Annotated in this window: 24 protein-coding genes; 17 read left to right on the top strand and 7 right to left on the bottom strand. The window is 60.9% G+C overall.

The window, feature by feature from the left end; genetic code table 11:
• The first annotated feature begins 14 nt into the window (after positions 1-14).
• The 6 genes from CAF90_RS00585 to CAF90_RS00560 all read left to right on the top strand — a co-directional run bounded on the left by CAF90_RS00585 (position 15) and on the right by CAF90_RS00560 (position 6,144).
• Entirely contained in the window at positions 15-1,310 is a 1,296-nt protein-coding gene (locus CAF90_RS00585) for an OprD family porin (RefSeq protein ID WP_085602711.1), read from the top strand.
• 149 nt (positions 1,311-1,459) lie between these two features.
• The gene (locus CAF90_RS00580; protein WP_085602709.1) at positions 1,460-2,284 is read left to right on the top strand and encodes an NAD(P)-dependent oxidoreductase; all 825 of its coding nucleotides are present in this window, start codon (positions 1,460-1,462) and stop codon (positions 2,282-2,284) included.
• Between the two features lie 47 nt (positions 2,285-2,331).
• Positions 2,332-3,225 (top strand): SMP-30/gluconolactonase/LRE family protein, encoded by an 894-nt coding sequence (locus tag CAF90_RS00575; RefSeq protein WP_085602707.1) that lies wholly within the window; start codon positions 2,332-2,334, stop codon positions 3,223-3,225.
• 61 nt (positions 3,226-3,286) lie between these two features.
• Positions 3,287-4,258, top strand: coding sequence for a TRAP transporter substrate-binding protein (locus CAF90_RS00570; RefSeq protein ID WP_085602705.1), 972 nt, complete (start codon positions 3,287-3,289; stop codon positions 4,256-4,258).
• Between the two features lie 78 nt (positions 4,259-4,336).
• Positions 4,337-4,864: a TRAP transporter small permease gene (locus tag CAF90_RS00565; RefSeq protein WP_085602703.1), complete on the top strand. Its 528-nt coding sequence runs from the start codon at positions 4,337-4,339 to the stop codon at positions 4,862-4,864.
• The gene (locus tag CAF90_RS00560) at positions 4,864-6,144 is read left to right on the top strand and encodes a TRAP transporter large permease (protein ID WP_085602701.1); all 1,281 of its coding nucleotides are present in this window, start codon (positions 4,864-4,866) and stop codon (positions 6,142-6,144) included. Before CAF90_RS00565 ends, CAF90_RS00560 begins: the two co-directional genes overlap by 1 nt.
• Before the next feature lie 47 nt (positions 6,145-6,191).
• Here the strand turns inward: CAF90_RS00560 and CAF90_RS00555 are convergent, their stop codons facing one another.
• Genes CAF90_RS00555 through CAF90_RS00545 form a run of 3 tightly spaced genes read right to left on the bottom strand, consistent with a single transcriptional unit; the run spans position 6,192 to position 8,623 of the window.
• A complete protein-coding gene (locus tag CAF90_RS00555; protein WP_085602699.1) occupies positions 6,192-6,992 on the bottom strand; it encodes a sulfite exporter TauE/SafE family protein in 801 nt (266 codons plus the stop codon).
• Between the two features lie 9 nt (positions 6,993-7,001).
• Positions 7,002-8,246, bottom strand: coding sequence for an FAD/NAD(P)-binding oxidoreductase (locus CAF90_RS00550; protein ID WP_085602697.1), 1,245 nt, complete (start codon positions 8,244-8,246; stop codon positions 7,002-7,004).
• 38 nt (positions 8,247-8,284) lie between these two features.
• Positions 8,285-8,623 (bottom strand): helix-turn-helix transcriptional regulator, encoded by a 339-nt coding sequence (locus CAF90_RS00545; protein ID WP_007952897.1) that lies wholly within the window; start codon positions 8,621-8,623, stop codon positions 8,285-8,287.
• Between the two features lie 98 nt (positions 8,624-8,721).
• On the opposite strand from CAF90_RS00545, the gene CAF90_RS00540 reads away from it, so the two are divergent.
• Complete coding sequence (locus CAF90_RS00540; RefSeq protein ID WP_085602695.1) at positions 8,722-9,585, top strand: MBL fold metallo-hydrolase; 864 nt, start codon at positions 8,722-8,724, stop codon at positions 9,583-9,585.
• Between the two features lie 127 nt (positions 9,586-9,712).
• A complete protein-coding gene (locus CAF90_RS00535; RefSeq protein ID WP_085602693.1) occupies positions 9,713-10,573 on the top strand; it encodes a tyrosinase family protein in 861 nt (286 codons plus the stop codon).
• 14 nt (positions 10,574-10,587) lie between these two features.
• Here CAF90_RS00535 and bkdR read toward each other — a convergent pair whose 3' ends face one another.
• Positions 10,588-11,076: a Bkd operon transcriptional regulator BkdR gene (gene bkdR / locus CAF90_RS00530; protein ID WP_085602691.1), complete on the bottom strand. Its 489-nt coding sequence runs from the start codon at positions 11,074-11,076 to the stop codon at positions 10,588-10,590.
• 185 nt (positions 11,077-11,261) lie between these two features.
• Between bkdR and CAF90_RS00525 the strand changes: the two genes are divergently transcribed.
• From CAF90_RS00525 to CAF90_RS00505, 5 genes are all read left to right on the top strand, one after another.
• Entirely contained in the window at positions 11,262-12,497 is a 1,236-nt protein-coding gene (locus CAF90_RS00525; protein WP_007952906.1) for a 3-methyl-2-oxobutanoate dehydrogenase (2-methylpropanoyl-transferring) subunit alpha, read from the top strand.
• A gap of 1 nt (position 12,498) precedes the next feature.
• Positions 12,499-13,557, top strand: a complete 1,059-nt coding sequence (locus CAF90_RS00520) for an alpha-ketoacid dehydrogenase subunit beta (protein ID WP_007952909.1) — start codon at positions 12,499-12,501, stop codon at positions 13,555-13,557.
• Complete coding sequence (locus tag CAF90_RS00515) at positions 13,558-14,838, top strand: dihydrolipoamide acetyltransferase family protein (protein ID WP_085602689.1); 1,281 nt, start codon at positions 13,558-13,560, stop codon at positions 14,836-14,838. It abuts the gene before it with no gap.
• A gap of 4 nt (positions 14,839-14,842) precedes the next feature.
• On the top strand, positions 14,843-16,216 hold the full coding sequence (gene lpdA, locus CAF90_RS00510; RefSeq protein WP_085602687.1) for a dihydrolipoyl dehydrogenase: 1,374 nt from the start codon (positions 14,843-14,845) through the stop codon (positions 16,214-16,216).
• Between the two features lie 236 nt (positions 16,217-16,452).
• Positions 16,453-17,472 (top strand): branched-chain amino acid aminotransferase, encoded by a 1,020-nt coding sequence (locus CAF90_RS00505; protein WP_085602685.1) that lies wholly within the window; start codon positions 16,453-16,455, stop codon positions 17,470-17,472.
• 52 nt (positions 17,473-17,524) lie between these two features.
• Here CAF90_RS00505 and CAF90_RS00500 read toward each other — a convergent pair whose 3' ends face one another.
• Positions 17,525-18,364 (bottom strand): TIGR03915 family putative DNA repair protein, encoded by an 840-nt coding sequence (locus CAF90_RS00500; protein WP_085602683.1) that lies wholly within the window; start codon positions 18,362-18,364, stop codon positions 17,525-17,527.
• Positions 18,361-19,581, bottom strand: a complete 1,221-nt coding sequence (locus CAF90_RS00495) for a putative DNA modification/repair radical SAM protein (RefSeq protein ID WP_085602681.1) — start codon at positions 19,579-19,581, stop codon at positions 18,361-18,363. Before CAF90_RS00495 ends, CAF90_RS00500 begins: the two co-directional genes overlap by 4 nt.
• Positions 19,582-19,843: 262 nt before the next feature.
• Here CAF90_RS00495 and CAF90_RS00490 point away from each other — a divergent pair, with 262 nt between their 5' ends.
• A complete protein-coding gene (locus tag CAF90_RS00490) occupies positions 19,844-20,587 on the top strand; it encodes an SDR family NAD(P)-dependent oxidoreductase (protein ID WP_085602679.1) in 744 nt (247 codons plus the stop codon).
• On the opposite strand, the gene CAF90_RS00485 is transcribed toward CAF90_RS00490, so the two are convergent.
• Positions 20,584-21,345 carry a helix-turn-helix transcriptional regulator gene (locus tag CAF90_RS00485; protein WP_085602677.1) on the bottom strand — a complete coding sequence of 254 codons (762 nt, stop codon included), beginning with the start codon at positions 21,343-21,345 and terminating at the stop codon, positions 20,584-20,586. The two genes, CAF90_RS00490 and CAF90_RS00485, sit on opposite strands and share 4 nt — an antisense overlap.
• A gap of 79 nt (positions 21,346-21,424) precedes the next feature.
• On the opposite strand from CAF90_RS00485, the gene CAF90_RS00480 reads away from it, so the two are divergent.
• From CAF90_RS00480 to CAF90_RS00470, 3 genes are all read left to right on the top strand, one after another.
• The gene (locus CAF90_RS00480; RefSeq protein WP_085602675.1) at positions 21,425-22,525 is read left to right on the top strand and encodes a cytochrome P450; all 1,101 of its coding nucleotides are present in this window, start codon (positions 21,425-21,427) and stop codon (positions 22,523-22,525) included.
• Positions 22,526-22,960: 435 nt separating this feature from the next.
• Positions 22,961-23,332 carry a DUF6124 family protein gene (locus CAF90_RS00475; protein WP_085602673.1) on the top strand — a complete coding sequence of 124 codons (372 nt, stop codon included), beginning with the start codon at positions 22,961-22,963 and terminating at the stop codon, positions 23,330-23,332.
• Between the two features lie 9 nt (positions 23,333-23,341).
• Positions 23,342-23,623, top strand: coding sequence for a hypothetical protein (locus CAF90_RS00470; RefSeq protein ID WP_085602671.1), 282 nt, complete (start codon positions 23,342-23,344; stop codon positions 23,621-23,623).
• Positions 23,624-23,821: the final 198 nt, after the last annotated feature.

Below are 23,821 nucleotides of genomic sequence, written 5' to 3'. Positions count from 1 at the left end.
CAGGGAGCGTTACCGTGAGCACACTCGTCTGCAATTCCGTCCGCACGTCCCGTTTTTCTGCCTCCCGCCCGCGTTCCACCCTGGGCCTAATCGGCTGCAGCAGTCTCGCTCTCGTCTTGCCGATGAGCGCCGATGCCGAGGGCTTCATCAAAGACAGCAAAGCCACCCTGAACCTGCGCAATGCCTACTTCAATCGCAACTTCGTCAACCCGAATTACCCGCAGGGCAAGGCTGAAGAGTGGACGCAGAACTTCATCCTCGACGCCAAATCAGGTTTCACCCAGGGCACTGTCGGCTTTGGCCTGGACGTACTGGGGCTGTACTCGCAAAAGCTCGATGGAGGCAAAGGCACGGGCGGTACTCAGCTGTTGCCGATCCACGATGACGGGCGCCCGGCGGACAATTTCGGGCGCCTGGGCGTGGCGCTCAAGGCCAAGGTGTCGAAGACCGAATTGAAGGTCGGCGAGTGGATGCCGGTGTTGCCGATCCTGCGCTCGGATGATGGCCGCTCCCTGCCCCAGACGTTTCGCGGCGGCCAGATCACCTCTACCGAAATCAATGGTTTGACCCTTTACGGTGGCCAGTTCCGTGGCAACAGCCCGCGCAACGATGCCAGCATGGAAGACATGTCGATGAACGGCCGAGGCGCATTCACCTCCGACCGTTTCAACTTCGGCGGCGGCGAATACACCTTCAACGACAAACGCACGCTTGTCGGTCTGTGGTACGCCGAACTCAGCGACATCTACCAACAGCAGTACTTCAACATCAGCCACAGCCAGCCACTGGGCGACTGGACGCTGGGCGCCAACCTCGGTTTCTTCACCGGCAAGGAAGATGGCAGCGCCCAGGCCGGCGACCTCGACAACAAAACCGCTTTCGCCATGCTCTCGGCCCGGTACGGAGGCAACACGTTCTACATCGGCCTGCAAAAACTCAGTGGCGACGATGCCTGGATGCGCGTCAACGGCACCAGCGGCGGCACCCTTGCCAACGACAGCTACAACGCCAGTTACGACAACGCGCAGGAGCGTTCCTGGCAGATCCGCCACGACTACAACTTCGTGGTCCTCGGCGTCCCCGGGCTGACGCTGATGAACCGCTACATCAGCGGTGACAACGTACACACCGGCACAATCACCGATGGCAAGGAGTGGGGTCGTGAATCGGAGCTGGCCTACACCGTGCAAAGCGGGCCGTTGAAAAACCTCAACGTCAGATGGCGCAACGCGACGATTCGCCGGGACTTCAGCACCAATGAATTTGATGAGAACCGGATCTTCATCAGTTACCCGATTTCGTTGTTGTAAACCCTGGCATGGGCTGAACGGAGGGTAAATCGGCCTTCCGTCACTTACACCGAAAGTCGCGTTGACAAGTTCCGGAAACCCTACCGATACTTCAGCGCAGTCATACGACAACCTACAACAAACCTAATAACAACGCGTAAGGGATTGCCATGACGTCCACCCCCACCACCCCAACTCCGTTCAATCGCCTGCTGCTGACCGGCGCCGCCGGTGGCCTGGGCAAAGTCTTGCGTGAACGTCTGCGCCCCTATGCCAATGTGCTGCGCCTGTCGGACATCGCCGCCCTCGCCCCGGCCATCGATGATCGCGAAGAAATCGTCATCTGCGACCTCGCCGACAAAACCGCCGTGCATCAACTGGTCGAAGGCGTAGATGCAATCCTGCACTTTGGCGGCGTCTCGGTGGAGCGCCCCTTCGAAGAAATCCTCGGCGCCAACATCTGCGGCGTATTCCATATCTATGAAGCGGCACGCCGACACGGTGTGAAGCGAGTGATCTTCGCCAGCTCCAACCATGTCATCGGCTTCTACAAACAGGACGAACACCTCGACGCCAGCTCCGCTCGACGCCCCGACGGCTACTACGGTCTGTCCAAGTCCTATGGCGAAGACATGGCCAGTTTCTACTTCGATCGATATGGCATCGAAACCGTCAGCATCCGCATCGGCTCGTCGTTTCCCGAACCGCAGAACCGCCGAATGATGCACACGTGGCTGAGCTTCGACGACCTCACCCAATTGCTCGAACAGTCGCTGTACACGCCGAATGTCGGACACACCGTGGTCTACGGCATGTCCGCCAACAAGGACGTGTGGTGGGACAACCGCTTCGCCAGCCACCTCGGTTTCGAGGCCAGAGATACGTCCGAAGTGTTTCGCGACAAGGTCGAGGCGCAGCCAATGCCCGCCAGCGATGACCCGGCGCGTATCTATCAGGGCGGCGCCTTCGTTGCGGCCGGCCCGTTCGGCGATTGATCGCTGCGTTTGATCCGTCGCCAAAAGAACACACCAAGGGAATGAGTATGCAAGCCGAATTGATCGTCGACGCCCGCAACGCGGTGGGTGAAAGTCCGGTGTGGGTGCCACAGGAAAACGCCTTGTACTGGGTCGATATCCCCAACGGCGGCCTGCAGCGCTGGAGCGCCGACACTGGCCACATTCATGCCTGGAAGACTCCCGAAATGCTTGCCTGCATCGCCCGCCACAGCAAGGGCGGTTGGGTTGCCGGGATGGAGAGCGGGTTCTTTCATTTACAACCGAATGGCGATGGCAGCCTCGACAGCGACCTGCTCGCGACCGTGGAACACAACCGCCAGGACATGCGTCTGAACGACGGCCGCTGCGACCGCCAGGGTCGGTTCTGGGCCGGCAGCATGGTGCTGAACATGGGCCTGAATCTGCCCGAGGGCCGGCTCTATCGTTACGGTGCCGGGCAAACAGGCGTGATCGAGGCACAGCTTGATGGCTTCATCGTGCCCAACGGTCTGGGCTTCAGCCCGGACGGCAAAACCATGTACCTGTCGGACTCGCACCCGAAGGTCCAACTGATCTGGGCTTTCGATTACGACACCGAGACAGGCACACCCTCCAACCGCCGGGTGTTCGTGGACATGAACCATTTTTACGGCCGCCCCGACGGTGCTGCCGTGGATGCCGATGGCTGTTACTGGATCTGCGCCAACGATGTCGGCCTGATCCATCGCTTCACCCCCGACGGTCGGCTCGACCTCTCGCTGCCGGTACCGGTGAAAAAACCCACCATGTGCGCTTTCGGCGGCAGCCGGATGGACACCTTGTTCGTGACCTCGATCCGCCCCGGCGACGACCAGGATCCGCAGTCCCTTGCCGGCGGTGTGTTCGCCCTCAACCCCGGCGTCAAAGGCCTGCCGGAGCCAATGTTCGACGATCTGCTGTAACCCGTCCTTGCTGCATTGCTGTGCCTTGAACAAAAAAATAACAAGACTGGAGAACCCCCTCATGGACTTCAAACGCACGTTGCTCGCCGCCGCTCTCCCCCTCGCGCTCACCCTCGGCAGCGCCGCTCAGGCGCTGGAAATCAAATTCGCCGACATCCACCCCGCCGGTTATCCGACCGTGGTCGCTGAAGAACAGTTGGGCAAAACCCTGGTTGCCGAAAGTGACGGCAAGCTGACCTTCAAGATGTTCCCCGGCGGTGTACTCGGCTCGGAAAAGGAAGTGGTCGAACAGGCCCAGGTCGGCGCCATCCAGATGGCCCGCGTCAGCCTCGGGATCGTCGGGCCGGTGGTGCCGGACGTGAACGTATTCAACATGCCGTTCGTGTTCCGTGATCAGGCGCACATGCGCAAGATCATCGACGGTGAAATCGGTGACGAAATCCTCGACAAGATCACTAACTCCGAATTCAACCTCGTGGCGCTGGCGTGGATGGATGGCGGCACGCGCAACATCTACACCAAGAAACCGGTGCGCAGCCTCGAAGACCTCAAGGGCATGAAAATCCGCGTGCAGGGCAACCCGATGTTCATCGAAACCATCAACGCCATGGGCGGCAACGGTATTGCCATGGACACCGGCGAAATCTTCAGCGCCCTGCAGACCGGCGTCATCGACGGCGCGGAAAACAATCCTCCGACCCTGCTCGAACACAACCATTACCAGAACGCCAAGTTCTACAGTTTGACCGGGCACCTGATCCTGCCCGAGCCCATCGTGATGTCGAAAATCACCTGGGAAAAACTCAGCCCCGATCAGCAGACGCTGGTGAAAAAAGCCGCCAAGGCGGCGCAGGCCCAGGAGCGCACCTTGTGGGATGCCAAGTCGGCCAGCAGTGAAGAGAAACTCAAGGCCGCCGGCGTCGAGTTCATCACCGTCGACAAGAAACCCTTCTACGAGGCCACCGCTTCGATCCGCGAAAAATACGGCGCGCCCTACGTCGACCTGATCAAGCGCATCGAAGCCGTTCAGTAACCTCCCTGCCCTCAATACAAGGCCCGGCAGCGCTGGCGTCGCTCGACGCTCACGCCTGCCCGGTTACGGTGAAACCCGATGAAGAATTTGCTGCTGCGCATCAATGACCGGATCTACATGGCCTGCATCTGGGTCGCCGGTCTGTCGGTGCTGACCATTTCCCTGATCATTCCCTGGGGCGTGTTCGCCCGTTACGTCCTCGGCACCGGCTCAAGCTGGCCGGAGCCCACCGCCATCCTGCTGATGATGGTCTTCACCTTCATCGGGGCCGCCGCCAGCTATCGCGCCGGCGCGCACATGGCGGTAGCGATGGTCACCGATCGCCTGCAACCGAATATGCGCCGCACCATGAGCATCGTTTCGCAAGTGCTCATGGGCACCATCTGCCTGTTCATGACCATCTGGGGCACCAAGCTGTGCCTGTCGACGTGGAACCAGTTCATGAGCGCCCTGCCGACATTGCGGGTCGGCATCACCTACATGCCGATCCCGGTGGGTGGTGCGCTGACGCTGATTTTCGTGTTCGAAAAACTCTTGCTCGGCGATCAAAGCAATCGCCGCGTGGTGCGGTTCGACCTGGTTGAAGAAAACGAAGGGGCTGCCTGATGGACGCATTGATTCTGCTGGGCAGTTTTATCGCACTGATCCTGATCGGCATGCCGGTTGCCTACGCGCTCGGGCTGTCGGCGCTGATCGGCGCATGGTGGATCGACATCCCGTTTCAGGCCTTGATGATCCAGGTGGCGGGCGGGGTGAACAAATTCTCGCTGCTGGCGATTCCGTTCTTCGTGCTCGCCGGCGCAATCATGGCCGAGGGCGGCATGTCGCGACGGCTGGTGGCGTTCGCCGGGGTCCTGGTGGGGTTCGTGCGGGGCGGGCTGTCGTTGGTCAACATCATGGCCTCGACCTTTTTCGGCGCGATTTCCGGCTCGTCGGTGGCCGATACCGCGTCGGTAGGTTCGGTGCTGATCCCGGAAATGGAGCGCAAGGGCTACCCTCGGGAATTCTCTACAGCGGTGACCGTCAGTGGTTCGGTGCAGGCTCTGCTGACTCCACCGAGTCACAACTCGGTGCTCTACTCGCTGGCCGCCGGTGGCACCGTTTCGATTGCTTCACTGTTCATGGCCGGCGTGGTGCCGGGCCTGCTGATGAGCGCGTGCCTGATGGTGTTGTGCCTGATTTTTGCGCGTAAACGCGACTATCCCAAGGGCGAAGTGATCCCGCTGCGTGAAGCCCTGAAGATCTGCGGTGAAGCGATGTGGGGACTGATGGCGATGGTGATCATTCTCGGCGGGATTCTTTCGGGGATCTTCACGGCCACCGAGTCGGCGGCCATCGCCGTGTTGTGGGCGTTTTTCGTCACCATGTTCATCTACCGCGACTACAAGTGGAGTGAACTGCCGAAACTGATGCATCGCACGGTGCGCACCATTTCCATCGTGATGATCCTGATCGGCTTCGCCGCCAGTTTCGGCTACATCATGACCCTGATGCAGATCCCGGCGAAGATCACCACGCTGTTCCTGACCCTGTCCGACAACCGCTACGTGATCCTGATGTGCATCAACGTCATGCTGCTGTTGCTCGGCACCGTGATGGACATGGCGCCGCTGATCCTGATCCTCACGCCGATCCTGATGCCGGTGATTCTCGGTATCGGTGTCGACCCGGTGCAGTTCGGCATGATCATGCTGGTCAACCTCGGTATCGGCCTGATAACGCCGCCCGTAGGAGCCGTGCTGTTCGTGGGTTCGGCGGTGGGCAAGGTCAGTATCGAAAGCACGGTGAAGGCGCTGCTGCCGTTCTACGCCGTGCTGTTCCTGGTGCTGATGCTGGTGACCTACGTTCCGGCGCTGTCGCTGTGGTTACCGCATCTGGTGTTGTAACGCTGACGCTGTGGCGAGGGCGCCTGGTCCTCGCCACAGATCTTGTCTCACGCCCGCAGCAACATGTATGCGGCGACCACCAGACATACGCTGGCAAACCCCACCTGCAACGTCCTCGCCGGTACTCGCGCACAGAGTTTGCGGCCGATAACCATGCCGACGATGCTGGCGACGATGAACGACGCGCCCAGATGGTCGATGCGCACTCCGGCATGAAACGCACCAATCACGCCGATGGCGGAAATCAGGCTGATGACCATCAAGGACGTGGCGACGATGCCGCGCATCTGCACGTCGGTCAGTTGCTTGAACGCCGGCACGATCAGGAACCCGCCACCCACCCCCAGCAACCCGGACACCACACCGGTGACCGCGCCCAGTGCCGCGAGGGTCGCGGTGCATTTGGCGGTCCAGTCGAAACGACCCGTCTGTTCATTGAGCATGCAGTTCTTCTGGCCCCAGCTGGCGTGGCCATGGTCGCTCGGTCCTTCTTGCTGGCGTTCACGGCGCAGCATGCGCCACGCCACCATCACCATCAGCAGGCTGAACAGGATCATCAAAACCTTTTCCGGCAACTGATGGGCGAAGTAGATGCCCACCGGCGAAAACACCGCGCCGAGCGCCGCGATCAACAGCGCCGCGCGATAACGCACCAGACCATGGCGCAGACCGTCGATCGCACCGACCGCCGCTGCGCTGCCAACGGCAAACAACGCCACCGGCGCCGCCTGCGTCATCGTCCAGCCCAGCCCGAGCACTAGCGCCGGCACCGCGAGAATCCCGCCGCCGGCCCCGGTCAGACCGAGGATCAATCCCATCACCACGCCAAACAGACTTGCCAGCAACATAGAGTGTTCTCAGTCGACCCTGGACAGGCTTGTCAGCCATTCGCGGCCCTTGAGCATGCCGTTCCAGTAGAACCACGGCAGCAGCGTCGCCTTCAGCCACCACGCGGAACGGCGCGGCACGGTTGGGTCGAGGGGAAAGGTCGGCAGCAGTTTTCCGCCATAGCCGAACTCGGCGAGAATCACCTTGCCCTTCTCCACCGTCAGCGGGCAGGAACCGTAGCCGTCGTACTTCAGCGGCAGCGCCAGCTCCTTGCGCACCGCCAGCAGGTTTTCCGCCACCACCACGACCTGCTTGCGCACTGCCGCGGCGGTTTTCGCATTGGTGGTGCCGCAGATATCGCCCAGGGCAAACACTTCGGGATAGCGCGGGTGTTGCAGGGTGTGCGGGTTGACCTCGCACCATCCGGCGGCGTCGGCCAGCGGACTCTGCGCGATAAAATCCGGTGAAACCTGCGGCGGGACGACGTGCAGCAGATCGAAAGTCTTGGCCTGTCGGGTGACATTGCCGTCCGCATCCTTGACGTCGAACCAGGCGGTTTTCGCCGGGCCATCGACCTTCACCAGATTGGAATTGAACGCTAGCCGCGCGTTGTATTTTTCGATGTACTTCATCAGCGGCGGCACGAAGGTCGGGACGCCGAACAGCGCGGCACCGGCCAGATTGAACTCGACGTCAACCTTGCTCAGCACGTTGCGCTTGAGCCAGTGATCGCAGGAAAGATACAACGCCTTTTGCGGCGCGCCGGCGCACTTGATCGGGATCGGCGGCTGGGTGAACAGGGCTTTGCCGCCGCGCAGTTTCTGCACCTGATCCCAGGTGTATTGCGCGTGCTGATAGCTGTAGTTGGAAGTGACGCCGTGCTGACCGAGGCTTTCCTGCAGGCCTTCGATCTTCTCCCACGCCAGGCGCAGGCCGGGGCAGACGATCAGGTTCTGATAGGTGACGGTGCGTTGATCGTTGAGGGTGAGACGGCGCTGGTTGGGGTCGATGCCGGTCACGGCTGCCTGAATCCAGGTGGCCTGACGCGGCATCACTTTGTTCATCGGTCGGGCGGTGTCTTTGGCATCAAAGGCGCCACCGCCGGCCAGCGTCCACGCCGGCTGGTAGTAATGCAGGGTGCTCGGCTCGATCACCGTGATTTTCAGGCCGGGATCGCGCTTGAGCAGACTCGCGACAAAACCGATGCCGGCAGTGCCACCGCCGATGACCACGATGTCCGCACTGATGGATGGGCCCCAGTGTTGATCGTTCATTGTTTGTTCCTTATGGCTGCACGCAAGGATAGCCGGGTCTATTGCGCCCAGCTTTTGAGCACGGCTCCGCAGTAGAGTCCGGAAAGGGTTTTCATCACCTGGATCACTTCGTGACTGGCGAGACCGTAAAAAATGTACTTGCCTTCACGACGGGTCGCGACCAGCCCTTCATCGCGCAGGATGCCCAGTTGCTGGGACAGGGTCGGCTGACGCACGCCGGTCATTTTCTCCAGCTCGCCGACGTTGCGCTCGCCCTGGGTCAACTGGCACAGGATCAGCAGCCGATCTTCGTTGGCCAATGCCTTGAGCAGCGAACAGGCCTTGGAGGCCGAGGCGCGCAGTTGGGCGACTTCACATTCGGTCAGACTGGATTGCATTTGCAGGATGCCTTCAACGTCACTTAAGCTGCGGACATTATGTGTTTACATAAAGTGTTGCAACCTGACTTTTCACCTTCCTGCACAGGACCGCGTCCATGCCCGCGCTGATTGAAGCTTTCCTCGACCCCGCCTCTTCGACCTACAGCTATGTGGTCTACGAGGCCGACGGCGGGCAGTGCGCAATCGTCGATCCGGTGCTTGATTACGACGGTGCCGCCGGCCGCACCTGCACGGCTCAGGCGGACAAGATCATCGCCTTCGTGCGGGCTCATAACCTGCAAGTGCAGTGGCTGCTGGAAACCCACGCGCACGCCGATCACTTGTCCGCCGCGCCGTACCTGCGCCGGGAACTGGGCGGGAAAATCGCGATTGGCGAGTCGATCAGCAAAGTGCAGAACGTGTTCAAGGCGCTGTTCAACCTGGAACCGGAATTTCGCGTCGATGGCTCGCAGTTCGATCATCTATTCGCGCCGAACGAGTCGTTCCGAATCGGCAATCTCAAGGCCACCGCCCTGCACGTCCCCGGTCACACCCCGGCGGACATGGCCTATTTGATCGACGGCGAACAGATCCTGGTCGGCGACACGCTGTTCATGCCCGACGTCGGCACCGCCCGTTGCGACTTTCCCGGCGGCAACGCGCATCAACTGTTCAACTCGATTCACAAATTGCTGGCCTTCCCCGCCAGCGTGAAGCTTTACGTCTGCCACGACTACCCGCCGCAAGGTCGCGACTCGCAGTGCCAGACCACCGTTGGCGAACAACGTAAAAGCAATATCCATGTGCATGACGGCGTCGATGAAGCCGCGTTTGTCGAGATGCGCACCAAGCGCGATGCAGGGTTGGGCATGCCGACGTTGTTGCTGCCGGCGATTCAGGTGAATGTGCGGGCGGGGAATTTACCGCCCGCGGAAGGCAATGGCGTTGTCTACCTGAAGATTCCGATCAACTCCGTGTAAGAAAAGATCAGTAAAGCAATTCAAATCAAGGGGATTCGTACCTGTCACGTCGGATCCCATGAACTGGGCGTAATCTCGGCCGACAGGCAGACTTCATGGGGTAATCAACTCATGGAGATTTGGCAATATGGATATTCGCCGTAACCATCGCGACCTGACGCCGGAACAGAAGCACGCCTTCGTAAATGCCATTCTGATACTGAAAAACCAGAGTCCCAGCGTTCTGCGCCCTGGCCAGCAAAGTCGCTACGACGACTTTGTACAAATCCACAAGAATTCCATGGGGCGAGGCAACCCGATCTTTCCCAACCCTCATGGAACCCCCTTGTTTTTCCCTTGGCACCGCATCCTGATTCGCCAGTTCGAGCTGGAACTGCAAGCCGCCGCAAACAACCCGACCATCACGCTGCCGTACTGGAACTGGAGCATGAGTGGTGCGGACGACCCCTTTACCGACGACTTCATGGGCAGAGATGGCGACCCGGCGCAAAACCAGCGGGTCACTATTGGGCCGTTTGCCTTTCAGCGTCGTTTATTCGGCATAAAGGTCTGGGACGGTGAGACGGGTGACGCCGGCTTGCGGCGCAACTTCGGAGCCGATGCCCCGCCGCTGCCCTCTGCGCAGGACGTCGAGTCCGTGTTGAACAGAACGCCGTATTGGTCCGAACCGGCCGGATGGGAAAACCTCATGGAAACAATGCACAACGGTGTCCATGCCTGGATTGGAGGCAACATGAGAGAAGCGGCCTCCCCCAACGACCCTGTGTTCTTCCTGCATCACTGCTATCTCGACTATCTCTGGGAGCGCTGGAAACGCAACCACCCGACAGAACCGGTGATCGCGTTTCCCGAGAACGCACCGCACGGGATGCTCGGCTCAACGCTGATGTTCAGCCCGGACAACGAGCCTGCGCCCTGGCCGCAGCCTTTCAGGGTCGAACAGACCTTGAACACGGCAAGTCTGGATTACGGCTATGCCGATCTCTGATCAGGGCTGAGCACTCAGCTCCCGAGGATCAGGCCATTCGCTGGCAACGGCAACGCCGTCTTGTAGCGCACCTGCTTGAGCGCAAAGCTTGACCGGATGTTCGCCACGCCGGGGACTTTGGTCAGAAAGTCCATCATGAAGCGTTCGAGCGCCTGAATGGTCGGCACCAACACCCGGATCAGATAGTCCGGGTCGCCGGCCATCAGGTAGCACTCCATGACTTCGGGGCGGTCGGAAATGGCCTCCTCGAAATGCTGCAGCGCTTCCTCTACCTGCTTCTCGAGACTGACGTGGATGAACACGTTGACGTGCAACCCCAGCAGGTCGGCATCCAGCAGGGTCACCTGCTCGCGGATCAGCCCAAGTTCCTCCATCGCCTTGACCCGGTTGAAGCACGGTGTCGGCGACAGATTGACCGAGCGGGCCAGGTCGGCGTTGGTGATGCGCGCGTTCTCCTGAAGGCTGTTGAGAATGCCGATGTCGGTACGGTCCAGTTTGCGCATGAGACAAAACCACCTGTTTTTTATGTTTATGCAGAATTTCTATCTGCAAATGATCTCCAGCGCAACGAAACAGAGAGAAATATTCTTCTTGCCCGGGCCTATGATTGTTGTAGGACAAGATTTCTTTTATCGAAGAATGACTGCCAGCTCACTACAAGAAATTCACAAGATCGAGCGTAGAAGCCATGACCCAAGCGTATGAACCGCTGCGTCTGCACGTCCCTGAACCCTCGGGCCGCCCAGGCTGCAAAACCGACTTCTCCTACCTGCATCTGACCGATGCCGGTACGGTGCGCAAACCTTCCATCGACGTAGAACCCGCCGACACCGCCGACTTGGCCCGTGGCCTGATCCGCGTGCTTGACGACCAGGGCAACGCGCTCGGCCCATGGGCCGAAAACGTGCCGGTCGAGATCCTGCGCAAAGGCATGCGTGCCATGCTCAAGACCCGGATCTACGACAACCGCATGGTGGTCGCCCAGCGTCAGAAAAAAATGTCGTTCTACATGCAGAGCCTTGGCGAGGAAGCCATCGGCAGCGCCCAGGCCCTGGCCTTGAACATCGACGACATGTGCTTCCCGACCTACCGCCAGCAAAGCATCCTGATGGCTCGTGACGTGCCATTGGTCGACCTGATCTGCCAGCTGCTGTCCAACGAGCGCGATCCGCTCAAGGGCCGTCAGTTGCCGATCATGTACTCGGTCAAGGACGCGGGCTTCTTCACCATTTCCGGCAACCTCGCCACTCAGTTCATTCAGGGCGTGGGCTGGGGCATGGCCTCGGCGATCAAGGGCGACACCAAAATCGCCTCGGCCTGGATAGGCGACGGTGCCACCGCCGAATCGGACTTCCACACCGCCCTCACCTTCGCTCACGTTTACCGTGCGCCGGTGATCCTCAACGTGGTCAACAACCAGTGGGCGATCTCGACCTTCCAGGCCATCGCCGGTGGTGAAGCCACCACCTTCGCCGGACGCGGCGTCGGTTGCGGCATCGCCTCGCTGCGGGTTGATGGCAACGATTTCTACGCGGTCTACGCCGCGTCCGCCTGGGCTGCAGAACGCGCTCGCCGCAACCTCGGTCCGACCATGATCGAATGGGTCACCTACCGCGCCGGCCCGCACTCGACCTCCGACGATCCGTCCAAATACCGTCCTGCCGACGACTGGAGCCACTTCCCGCTGGGCGACCCGATCGCCCGTCTGAAACAGCACCTGATCAAGGTCGGCCACTGGTCGGAAGAAGAGCACGCCGCTGTCAGCGCCGAGCTCGAAGCCGAAGTGATCGCCGCACAGAAACAGGCCGAACAGTACGGCACCCTCGCCGGCGGCCAGATTCCAAGCGCCGCGACCATGTTCGAAGACGTCTACAAAGAGATGCCGGAGCACTTGAAGCGCCAGCGTCAGCAGTTGGGGATCTGACATGAACGATCACAACAACAATATTCAGTTGGAAACCGCCATGACCACGACCACCATGACCATGATCCAGGCCCTGCGCTCGGCCATGGATGTGATGCTTGAGCGTGACGACAACGTTGTGGTGTTCGGCCAGGACGTCGGCTACTTCGGCGGCGTGTTCCGTTGCACCGAAGGCCTGCAGACCAAGTACGGTACCTCGCGGGTGTTCGACGCGCCGATCTCCGAGAGCGGCATCGTCGGTGTCGCCGTGGGCATGGGTGCTTATGGCTTGCGTCCGGTCGCCGAGATTCAGTTCGCCGACTATGTGTATCCAGCCTCTGACCAGATCATTTCCGAGGCCGCGCGCCTGCGTTATCGCTCGGCCGGCGAGTTCACCGCGCCGATGACCCTGCGTATGCCTTGCGGCGGCGGCATCTACGGCGGCCAGACCCACAGCCAGAGCATCGAGGCGATGTTCACTCAGGTCTGCGGCCTGCGCACCGTCATGCCTTCCAACCCGTATGACGCCAAAGGCCTGCTGATCGCCTCCATCGAAAACGATGATCCGGTGATCTTCCTCGAGCCGAAACGCCTGTACAACGGCCCGTTCGACGGCCACCACGACCGCCCGGTAACCCCGTGGTCGAAACACCCGGCCGCGCAAGTTCCGGACGGTTACTACACCGTGCCGCTGGACGTTGCCGCGATCACCCGTCCGGGCAAGGACGTGACCGTCCTGACCTACGGCACCACCGTTTACGTGTCGCAAGTCGCCGCCGAAGAAAGCGGCGTTGACGCTGAAGTCATCGACCTGCGCAGCCTGTGGCCGCTGGACCTGGAAACCATCGTCAAATCCGTGAAGAAAACCGGCCGTTGCGTCGTGGTTCACGAAGCCACCCGCACCTGCGGTTTCGGCGCCGAACTGGTGTCGCTGGTGCAAGAGCATTGCTTCCACCACCTGGAAGCGCCGATCGAACGCGTCACCGGTTGGGACACCCCCTACCCGCACGCGCAGGAGTGGGCGTATTTCCCTGGGCCGTCCCGAGTGGGCGCGGCGCTGAAACGGGTCATGGAGGTCTGAATGGGCACGCACGTTATCAAGATGCCGGACATCGGTGAAGGCATCGCAGAAGTAGAACTGTCGCAGTGGCACGTAAAGGTCGGCGATCTGGTCGTTGAAGATCAGGTGCTGGCGGATGTGATGACCGACAAGGCGATGGTCGACATTCCGTCGCCAGTCCACGGCAAGGTGATTGCACTCGGTGGTCAGCCGGGTGAAGTGATGGCGGTCGGCAGTATTCTGATCAGCATCGAGGTTGAAGGCGCAGGCAATCTGAAGGAGTCGGACAAACCGGCGCCTGTTGCGGCGAAAGAAACACCTGTCGCCCCCAAAGTTGAAGCTGTCGTTGAAAGCAAACCTGCTGTTGCCGCAGCGCGTCCGGCGGCTGCCGTTTGCCAGGGCCCGATAATGGCTCGCGAAGCCGATGAGCGTCCGCTGGCCTCGCCGGCCGTGCGCAAACATGCGCTGGACCTGGGCATTCAATTGCGTCTGGTGCGCGGTTCCGGCCCGGCCGGTCGCGTATTGCACGAAGACCTAGAGGCCTATCTGGCGCAGGGTCAGTCGAACGCTTCGGCGCCGGTCGCTGCCGCGTACGCCCAGCGTAACGATGAAGAACAGATTCAGGTTATCGGCATGCGCCGCAAGATTGCCCAGCGCATGCAGGACGCCACTCAGCGTGCCGCGCACTTCAGTTATGTCGAAGAAATCGACGTCACCGCGGTTGAAGAACTGCGTGCACACCTGAACGAAAAACACGGCGCCAGCCGTGGCAAGCTGACCTTGCTGCCGTTCCTGGTGCGCGCGTTGGTCGTCGCCCTGCGCGACTTCCCGCAAATGAACGCCCGTTACGACGACGAAGCCCAGGTCATCACCCGCCTCGGCGCGGTGCATGTCGGCGTCGCTACCCAAAGCGATGTCGGCCTGATGGTGCCGGTGGTGCGTCACGCCGAAGCGCGCAGCCTGTGGGACAGCGCGGCAGAAATCTCCCGCCTGGCCAACGCTGCCCGCAATGGCAAGGCCAGCCGCGATGAACTGTCCGGCTCGACCATCACCCTGACCAGCCTCGGCGCCCTTGGCGGCATCGTCAGCACCCCGGTGCTGAACCTGCCGGAAGTGGCGATCGTCGGCGTCAACAAAATCGTCGAACGCCCGATGGTCGTCAAAGGCCAGGTGGTGATCCGCAAGATGATGAACCTCTCCAGCTCCTTCGATCACCGTGTGGTCGACGGCATGGACGCGGCGCTCTTCATCCAGGCCATTCGTGGCCTGCTCGAACAACCCGCGACCCTGTTTGTGGAGTGATGGCATGCAAACTCTGAACACCACGCTGCTGATCATCGGCGGCGGCCCCGGCGGTTACGTGACGGCCATTCGCGCCGGGCAACTGGGCATTTCGACCATTCTGGTCGAGGGCGAATCGCTGGGCGGCACCTGCCTGAACGTCGGCTGCATTCCGTCGAAAGCGCTGATTCATGTGGCCGAACAGTTTCACCAGACTCAACACCACAACCAGCATTCGGCACTGGGCATCAGCGTTTCGGCGCCGACCATCGACATCACCAAAAGCGTCGAGTGGAAGGACGGCATCGTTGATCGCCTGACCACCGGCGTCGCCGCGTTGCTGAAGAAGCACAAGGTTCAGGTCATCAATGGCTGGGCCAAGGTCATCGACGGCAAGACCGTGGAAGTCGGCGACACCCGCATCCAGTGCGAACACCTGGTGCTGGCCACCGGTTCGAAAAGCGTCAACCTGTCGATCCTGCCGATTGGCGGGCCGATCATTTCGTCCACTGAAGCGCTGGCGCCAAAGTCGGTACCGAAACGTCTGATCGTGGTCGGCGGTGGTTACATCGGTCTGGAGCTGGGCATAGCCTATCGCAAGCTCGGTGCCGAGGTCAGCGTGGTCGAGGCGCAGGATCGGATCCTGCCGGCCTACGACGCCGAACTGACCCAACCGGTGCACGATGCGCTGAAGCAACTGGGCGTGAAGCTGTACCTGAAGCACAGCGTATTGGGCTTCGACGGCACGTTGCAGGTGCGCGATCCGAACGGCGACACCCTGAACCTGGAAACCGATCAGGTGCTGGTGGCCGTCGGTCGCAAACCCAACACTCAGGGCTGGAACCTCGAAGCGCTGAACCTGGACATGAACGGCTCGGCGATCAAGATCGACAGCCGCTGCCAGACCAGCATGCGCAACGTCTACGCCATCGGCGACCTGAGCGGCGAACCGATGCTGGCCCACCGCGCCATGGCTCAGGGCGAGATGGTTGCCGAGCTGATCAGCGGCAAGACCCGCGAATTCAACCCCACCGCCATCGCTGCCGTGTGCTTCACCGACCCGGAACTGGTGGTCGTCGGCAAGACCCCGGACGAGGCCAAGGCGGCGGGACTTGACTGCATCGTGTCGAACTTCCCGTTCGCGGCCAATGGCCGGGCGATGACGCTGGAATCGAAAACCGGCTTCGTGCGGGTAGTCGCTCGTCGGGACAATCATGTGATTGTCGGCTGGCAGGCGGTGGGTGTCGGGGTGTCTGAGCTGTCGACTGCGTTCGCGCAAAGCCTGGAAATGGGTGCGCGACTGGAAGACATCGGCGGCACCATCCACGCGCACCCGACCCTGGGTGAAGCGGTGCAGGAAGCGGCGTTGCGTGCGCTTGGGCACGCGTTGCACCTGTAACTCTCGGTCGCAGATCGTTCCCACGCTCCACGTGGGAATGCCTCCACGGACGCTCCGCGTTCGGCTGTTGGGACGCAGAGCGTCCCGGACTGCATTCCCACGCAGAGCGTGGGAACGATCAAAGGCTGAGATTTCGGGCTGCGAAACCGCTCAAGAATGAAGTATTGTTGTGCCCATCCAAAAAAACGTCAGAAGCCTTGAACCGCTTCGGCGGTTGTTCAGTGATAGAGGGTGTCATGGGTAACGAAAGCATCAACTGGGACAAGCTGGGTTTTGACTACATCAAGACCGACAAACGCTATCTGTCGTACTTTCGCAATGGCGAGTGGGACAAAGGCACCCTGACCGAAGACAACGTGCTGCACATCAGCGAAGGCTCCACTGCCCTTCACTATGGCCAGCAATGCTTCGAGGGCCTGAAGGCCTATCGTTGCAAGGACGGCTCGATCAACCTGTTCCGTCCGGACCAGAACGCCGCGCGCATGCAACGCAGCTGCGCCCGCCTGCTGATGCCGCATGTGTCCACCGAGCAGTTCATCGAAGCGTGCAAGGACGTGGTTCGCGCCAACGAGCGCTTCATCCCGCCTTACGGCACCGGTGGCGCGCTGTACCTGCGCCCGTTCGTGATCGGCGTAGGTGACAACATCGGCGTGCGTACCGCACCGGAGTTCATCTTCTCGGTATTCGCGATCCCGGTTGGCGCCTACTTCAAGGGCGGCCTGACCCCGCACAACTTCCAGATCTCCACCTTCGACCGCGCCGCGCCACAAGGCACCGGTGCCGCCAAGGTCGGTGGCAACTACGCCGCCAGCCTGATGCCGGGCTCCCAGGCCAAGAAAGCGCACTTCGCTGACGCCATCTACCTGGATCCGCTGACCCACAAGAAGATCGAGGAAGTCGGTTCGGCCAACTTCTTCGGGATCACCCACGACAACAAGTTCGTGACCCCGAACTCGCCGTCGGTACTGCCGGGCATCACCCGTCTGTCGCTGATCGAACTGGCCAAGTCCCGTCTGGGCCTGGAAGTGGTCGAAGGCGACGTGTTCATCGACAAGCTGTCGGACTTCAAGGAAGCCGGTGCTTGCGGTACCGCTGCGGTGATCACCCCGATCGGCGGCATCAGCTACAACGACCACCTGCACGTGTTCCACAGCGAAACCGAAGTCGGCCCTGTGACCCAGAAGCTCTACAAAGAGCTGACCGGCGTGCAGACCGGCGACGTTGAAGCGCCAGCAGGCTGGATCGTCAAGGTTTGATCTGACGGCCAGATGCACAAAAGCCCCCATCGAGAAATCGATGGGGGCTTTTTCATTCGCCTCGCTCGCTGGCCTTCATGGCAATCCGCTTGCCCGCGCGACCGGCAATCCCGCTCGCCTGTCCGTTCTGCTGCTTGCCCATTCGCGCCTGGGTTATCAATCCGGGAATCAGTTCCCCCTCTGGCAGGTTCTTCCAGAACCGCGTCGGCAAATGCCCTTGCATGACTTTCTCGTTCAGCCGCGCCGGGTTGAAGATGTGGCTGTAGTACGTCAGCCATAAGTCACCGTGGGGATCGTCGACGTTCTGCGCCAGTTGCTGCCATTCCACCGGGCACTCGCGTTGATGGATCAGTTGTTCGCCATCGTAATAAACCCCGTCGCGGGGCGTGGCGATCAGCCAACGATGCCGCCCCATGCGTCCGATGAAGTGTTCGCTGGCGCTGTGCAGAATGTCATGGGCCGGTTCGTGCCACGCGACGTATTGCGGGCCCGGCAGTTCTGGCGGGCGCTCGATGAAACGCACGAACGCATGCAGATGATGGGCTTCGCGCTGCACCTGCTTGATCCGCCGCTGCAATTCGCTGCCCAGTTTGTCGCCGGCCATCATTGCGGTGCGGTCGCCGTGGCTGACCCGCCACAGCACTTCATACAGTAGGCTCCAGCGTTGATCGCCCCGGTAACGAGATGCTTGTTCCAGGGTGTCGAGCAACGCACGCGGAATCCGCGCCTGAAACGGCCCCTGCCCTTCGGGCACAGCCACGTCACTGGCGAACAAATCACTCACCCCTTCCGACGCCCAGCTCACCAGACTCGGATCGATTTCATGGCTGAGCAGCCAGCGCGCCTGTTGGCGCCAGGTGTCGAACAGGTCGTCGCAATCGAGGTTAATCATCCCCACAACCCCATCTGTTGCGGCATCGGCCGGTCGCGCAGTTGCTGATAAAGCATCTGACTGGTGACTTCCGCCTGCTGCGGGTGGTAATCGCTGGTGATGATGAACGGCTTGGCTTTGGCCAGCACACAACGCATGCGCGCCACATCTTCGTAGCGGATACGCCGCTGCCGTCGCAGTTCCACCAGACGCTCGGTGGTACGCAAGCCAATGCCGGGAATGCGTGAGATCAACGCCGGTTCAGCGCGGTTGAGGTCCAGCGGAAACACCTCACGATTCTGCAGCGCCCAGGCCAGTTTCGGGTCGATGTCCAACGCCAGATTGCCCGGCCCCGTGAGCAACTCACCGGCGGTATAGCCATAACCGCGCAACAGGAAATCAGCTTGATACAAGCGGTGCTCGCGCATCAGTGGTGGTGCGGCCAGCGGCACGCTTTTCGGGCTGTCGGGAATCGGGCTGAAGGCCGAGTAATAGACCCGGCGCAGTCGGAAGTTGCCGTAAAGCGCCTGCGCGCTGTGCAGGATGGTGCTGTCGTCGGTGTCATCGGCACCGACGATCATCTGCGTGCTCTGCCCGGCCGGGGCGAACTTCGGTGCGCGAGGTTCATTGAGTACGGTCTGCACACCGGTGTAGATGGTGTTCATCGCCTGCTTGATCGAACCGATGTGCTTCTCCGGCGCCAGGGTTTGCAGGCTGGCATCGGTGGGCAATTCGATGTTGACGCTCAAGCGGTCGGCGTAACGCCCGGCCTCTTCGATCAGCGCAGGATCCGCATCGGGAATGGTCTTGAGATGAATGTAGCCACGGAATTCATGCTCCTCGCGTAACAGCTTCGCGACACGCACCAGTTGCTCCATGGTGTAGTCCGCCGAACGGATGATCCCCGAACTGAGGAACAACCCGCTGACGCAATTGCGCCGGTAGAAATCCAGCGTCAGCGTCACCACTTCCTCGGGCGTGAAACGCGCACGCGGCACGTCGCTGGAGCGGCGGTTGACGCAGTATTGGCAGTCGTAGAGACAGAAATTGGTCAGCAGAACCTTGAGCAGCGACACGCAACGCCCGTCAGGCGTGTAGCTGTGGCAGATGCCCATGCCATCGGTCGAACCCAGCCCGCTCTTGCCCTCGGAGCTGCGCTTGGGCGCGCCACTGCTGGCGCAGGAGGCGTCGTACTTGGCGGCGTCGGCGAGGATGCTGAGCTTGTCGATGATTTGCATGGCACGGACTCGATACTGTTCGCATATACAGTATAGACAGCGATTGGCTCACACAAGGCGCAATGCCGCTCTTCGTCGGAATGTCGCGCCGCAGCAGTCAGGTCAATTTGACTCAAAGGCAGTCAGATTGACTAGATTCCACAAGCGTCATAATGACTATCAACCCTGCGTAGCCCTTGATATTAAAGGCTGTCCGGCATGGCCCGAAAATTGACTGACTCCCCGTAGCCATTTGGCTGAAGACCAAAAACGGGAGTCGAACATGGATCATGTTTTTCAGGGCAAGCTTGCCGTCATCACCGGTGCCAGTTCGGGCATAGGCCTGGCTGCTACCGAACGCCTGCTGGATCAAGGCGCACGCGTGTTGGCCATGTCGCGAAAACTCGGCGCACTGGCCGAACTGTTTGAGCGGTATCCGCAACAACTGGTCTGGCAACCCGGCGATGTCACTCAAGCCTCTGACCTTGCCTCCTTGGCCGAGCAGGCTGCGAGTCTGGGCCCAGTGAGTTTCGTGGTGCCCAATGCCGGTATCGCAGAACTCGCCGACGGGCTCGACAGCTCGGCGTTCGATCGCCAATGGGCGGTGAACGGCGCAGGTGCCCTGAACACCTTGGCCGCCCTGCGCCCGCACCTTGCAGACAGCGCTTCGGTGGTGTTCATCGGTACTTTTCTGGCCCAAATCAGTTTCGCGGGGCTGGCCGCCTACATCGCATCAAAAGCGGCGTTGATCGCCCATGCCCGGACCCTCGCGGTCGAGCTGGCACCCCATGGCGTGCGCATCAATTGCGTCTCCCCCGGCCCGACCGCTACGCCGATCTGGTCGACACTGGGTCTGAGTGACGAAGCGCTCGGCGACGTCGCCCAAGGCGTCAACAAACGACTATTGGGCGGACAATTCCTCGAACCTGCGGCAGTGGCCGACGTCATTCTTTTCCAGCTGGGCAATGGCGCACGCGGCGTCATCGGTCAGGATTGGGTGGTCGACAGCGGATACACCTTGAGCTAACGCGCATGCACCGATCCGGGCGTGGAATCAGCTAACTGGCGACCTGACGAATCCCGCCCGGACTCCGGCAAAACCAGACCCCAGCGCGACGCAAATTCTCGGCGCCCTTGCACCGTCAATGTCAGCGCGCGACTGTCCAGATCCTGCGTCACCCATTTGCGCTTCAACGCCGCCTGCAACAACGCCGCCCCGAGCGAACCGCCCAGATGCGGCCGACGCATGCTCCAGTCCAGACATGGGCAGGCGAACCGTCGACGCAACGTCGATAGATCCTTGACCTCAATGCCCAGCCCCTCAAAAAACGCCTCGCCGCTGTCACTGAGGCGATAAACCTGCTCGTCGGTTTCCACCAGCCAACCGCTCTCCAGCAGGCGGTCATGCAGCAACACCGCGAGCGTCCCGGCCATATGGTCGTAGCAGGTGCGGGCGAATTGCAGGCGATCCGGCGTGTGCGGCTTGAAGGTCGGCGCGGGGTTCTGGCCGATCACCATCAACGCTTCGAGCGCCTGAGCCACGCGTTTGTCGGCGAGGCTGTAATAACGGTGGCGGCCCTGCACATGCAGGCGCACCAGCGCTAAATCCTTGAGCTTGGCCAGGTGCGCGCTGGCGGTCGAGGCGCTGACGTCGGCGAGGGTTGCAAGCTCTGTGGCGGTGCGGGCGTGGCCGTCCATCAGCGAGCACAGCATTTTGGTCCGTGCCGGCTCCGCGATGGCGGCGGCCACTTGCGAGACGCCGATGTCTTGATGTTCTGCGTGCATATTTCGCTCCCGGACGAATCATCGCCCTCAAGGACTGGAGATAGTAGCAACACTTTCCCCACCGACAAGGTTGCGATCCATGGACCCGATCATCGCTGCGATTCACGCCGATCCCTACCCCTACTACGCCGAACTGCGCGCGGCGGGCGGGCTGACCTTTCATCACGGGCTGAAACTGTGGGTGGCCAGCAGCGCCCGGGCGGTTTGCGCAGTGCTGGCGCATCCGGATTGCCGGGTGCGCCCGGTGCAGGAACCGGTGCCCAAAGCTATCGTCGCTGGAATGGCGGGCAAGGTGTTTGGCCTTTTGATGCGTATGAATGACAGCGAAGCTCAGCGTTGCCCGCGTTCGGCTATCGAGCCGCCGCTGGGGTTGATTGATCGGGAAGAAGTCGGCGCTCTGGTGTCCGCGCGGCTGATAACGAACGATGCCGACGGCCTCTATAAAGCCATGTTTCGCGGCCCGGTGTGCGTGGTTGCATCACTGCTCGGATTCACCCCGGCACAGGCGCGGGTCATCAGTGAAATGACGGCGGATTTCGCAGCGTGCCTGTCGCCGCTGAGCAATGAACTGCAACTGGCGGCAGCGCATCGGGCGGCGGAGCAATTGCGCGGGTACTTCATTGAGTTGCTGGCGGACCCGAACCCGTTTCTCGCCGACATCCAACAGCGATTCGTCGGCGATGAGGACGTGCTGCTCGCCAACCTGATCGGCCTCTGCTCGCAGACGTTCGAGGCCACCGCCGGGCTTATCGGCAATGCTTTGGTGGCGTTGCAGCGTCAGCCTGAATTACGCAACGCGTCAGTGGATTCGTTGTTGGCTGAAGTCCAACGCTTCGATCCATCGGTACAGAACACCCGCCGATTTGTGGCAAACAGCTGTGAAATCGACGGCGTGCGGCTGGAAACCGGCGACGTGATTCTAGTGCTGTTGGCTTCGGCCAATCGCGACCCGGCACTCAATGAAAACCCGGATCGCTTCATGCCTGATCGCCCGAATCGCCGCAGTTTCACGTTTGGCAGCGGTCGGCATCAATGTCCCGGGCAGATGCTGGCAATGACGATCGCCAGCGCCACGCTCACCGAAATCCTCGCCCGCGACATTGATCCGGGAAGACTCGCGTGGCACTACCGGCCTTCGCTGAACGGGAGAATTCCGATGTTCAGCATTGTCGGTGCATGAACATTTGCCATCGCGAGCAAGCTCGCTCCCACAGGGAATTTGAGAGAACGCACAACCCTGTGAGAGCGAGCTTGCTCGCGATGGCGGACTGAAAAATGAAGCATCATTTTGCCCCCATCCGAGAGGCTACATCGCCTTGCGCCTTTGCCTACAACTACGCCAGAGTCCGCCGGCTTGTGCAGTTTGGAGCCTACCCGTAACTTGATTCGCATCACTGAATGGTCAGTGAACGGGTTTAGTCGCTCGGTGTTCTCCAACTTCGCATGCAGTCATTCAGACAGGTGCTTTTGTGCCTGCGCTCAATGGTAGCTGTGCGCAGGGCGCCTTCGGGTGCGCCGGTAAAGCTTGGAGTCCCGGTCGACTAACCTGCGCATGGCTGCCACCCAATCGTTTAGTCGCGAAATGGGTGCCAGCATTACTGGAGACTCTGAGCAAATGATCAAGCCAACGCCTAATCCACCGGAAACAGACTTACCGTCCGAATCAGACCCAACTTCGCCCTACTCCTCCACCGACTCAAAAAAACTCCACGAAGCCGCCGAGCGCGCCCTCGACCATTACCTGAAACCCACCGCCCCGAAACAACACTGCCCCGGCCGCATGTTCCTGGTCGCCCCCGACCTGGATCAACATGCCCTGCTGGCCCACGCCTGCGAATCGATGACTTCGGCCAGCGTGATGCTCAGCGACTTCGCCGCGCTGCTAGACCCGCCCTACCGCAGCACCGTGCTGGGCATCGCCCAAGTGGTGATGTGTGGCGAACTGGCTGTGAACCGCGCGCTGGACACTCTCGATGCCACGACCTGAGGAACACCCATGGAAAGCAAATCCGATGCACACATCGTCGCCGCCCTGATCACCATCGGCCTCAATGAGAAAGACAGCCAATGGGCCCAAAAAGCCTGTCTGCTACTGCTCGAGAGCGAACGGAAATCCATCGTCAGCGCCGCACTCACCGCCCTCACCCAACTCGCCCGTGACCATGGCGAACTGGACCGCAATCGCCTGCTGCCGGCACTCACCAGCGTAAAACGCAGATTTCCAAGCCTGACCGGCACGGTTGCCGCGACGCTGGATGAGATGGCGATGGCTGCGTAACAACTGGGGCATAAGGCAAGAAAAAACCCGCTGCCTCCGTTGAGGGAGGCAGCGGGTTTTGTGTTTACAACTCATAAGAAATCGCTCCACGGATCTTGCCGAGAGCGTCATTTTGTAACAACCGCTTGAGCTTCAGAACCGTCCTACATCTTTCAAATGCACATTCAGATAGCGTTCCCAACGCTTTAAAAGTTGGAA

It is taken from the genome of Pseudomonas sp. B37(2017), from assembly GCF_002112885.1.
GTDB classification, from domain to species: Bacteria; Pseudomonadota; Gammaproteobacteria; order Pseudomonadales; family Pseudomonadaceae; genus Aquipseudomonas; species Aquipseudomonas paraglycinae.
This window is presented reverse-complemented; position numbering and strand designations above follow the sequence as displayed.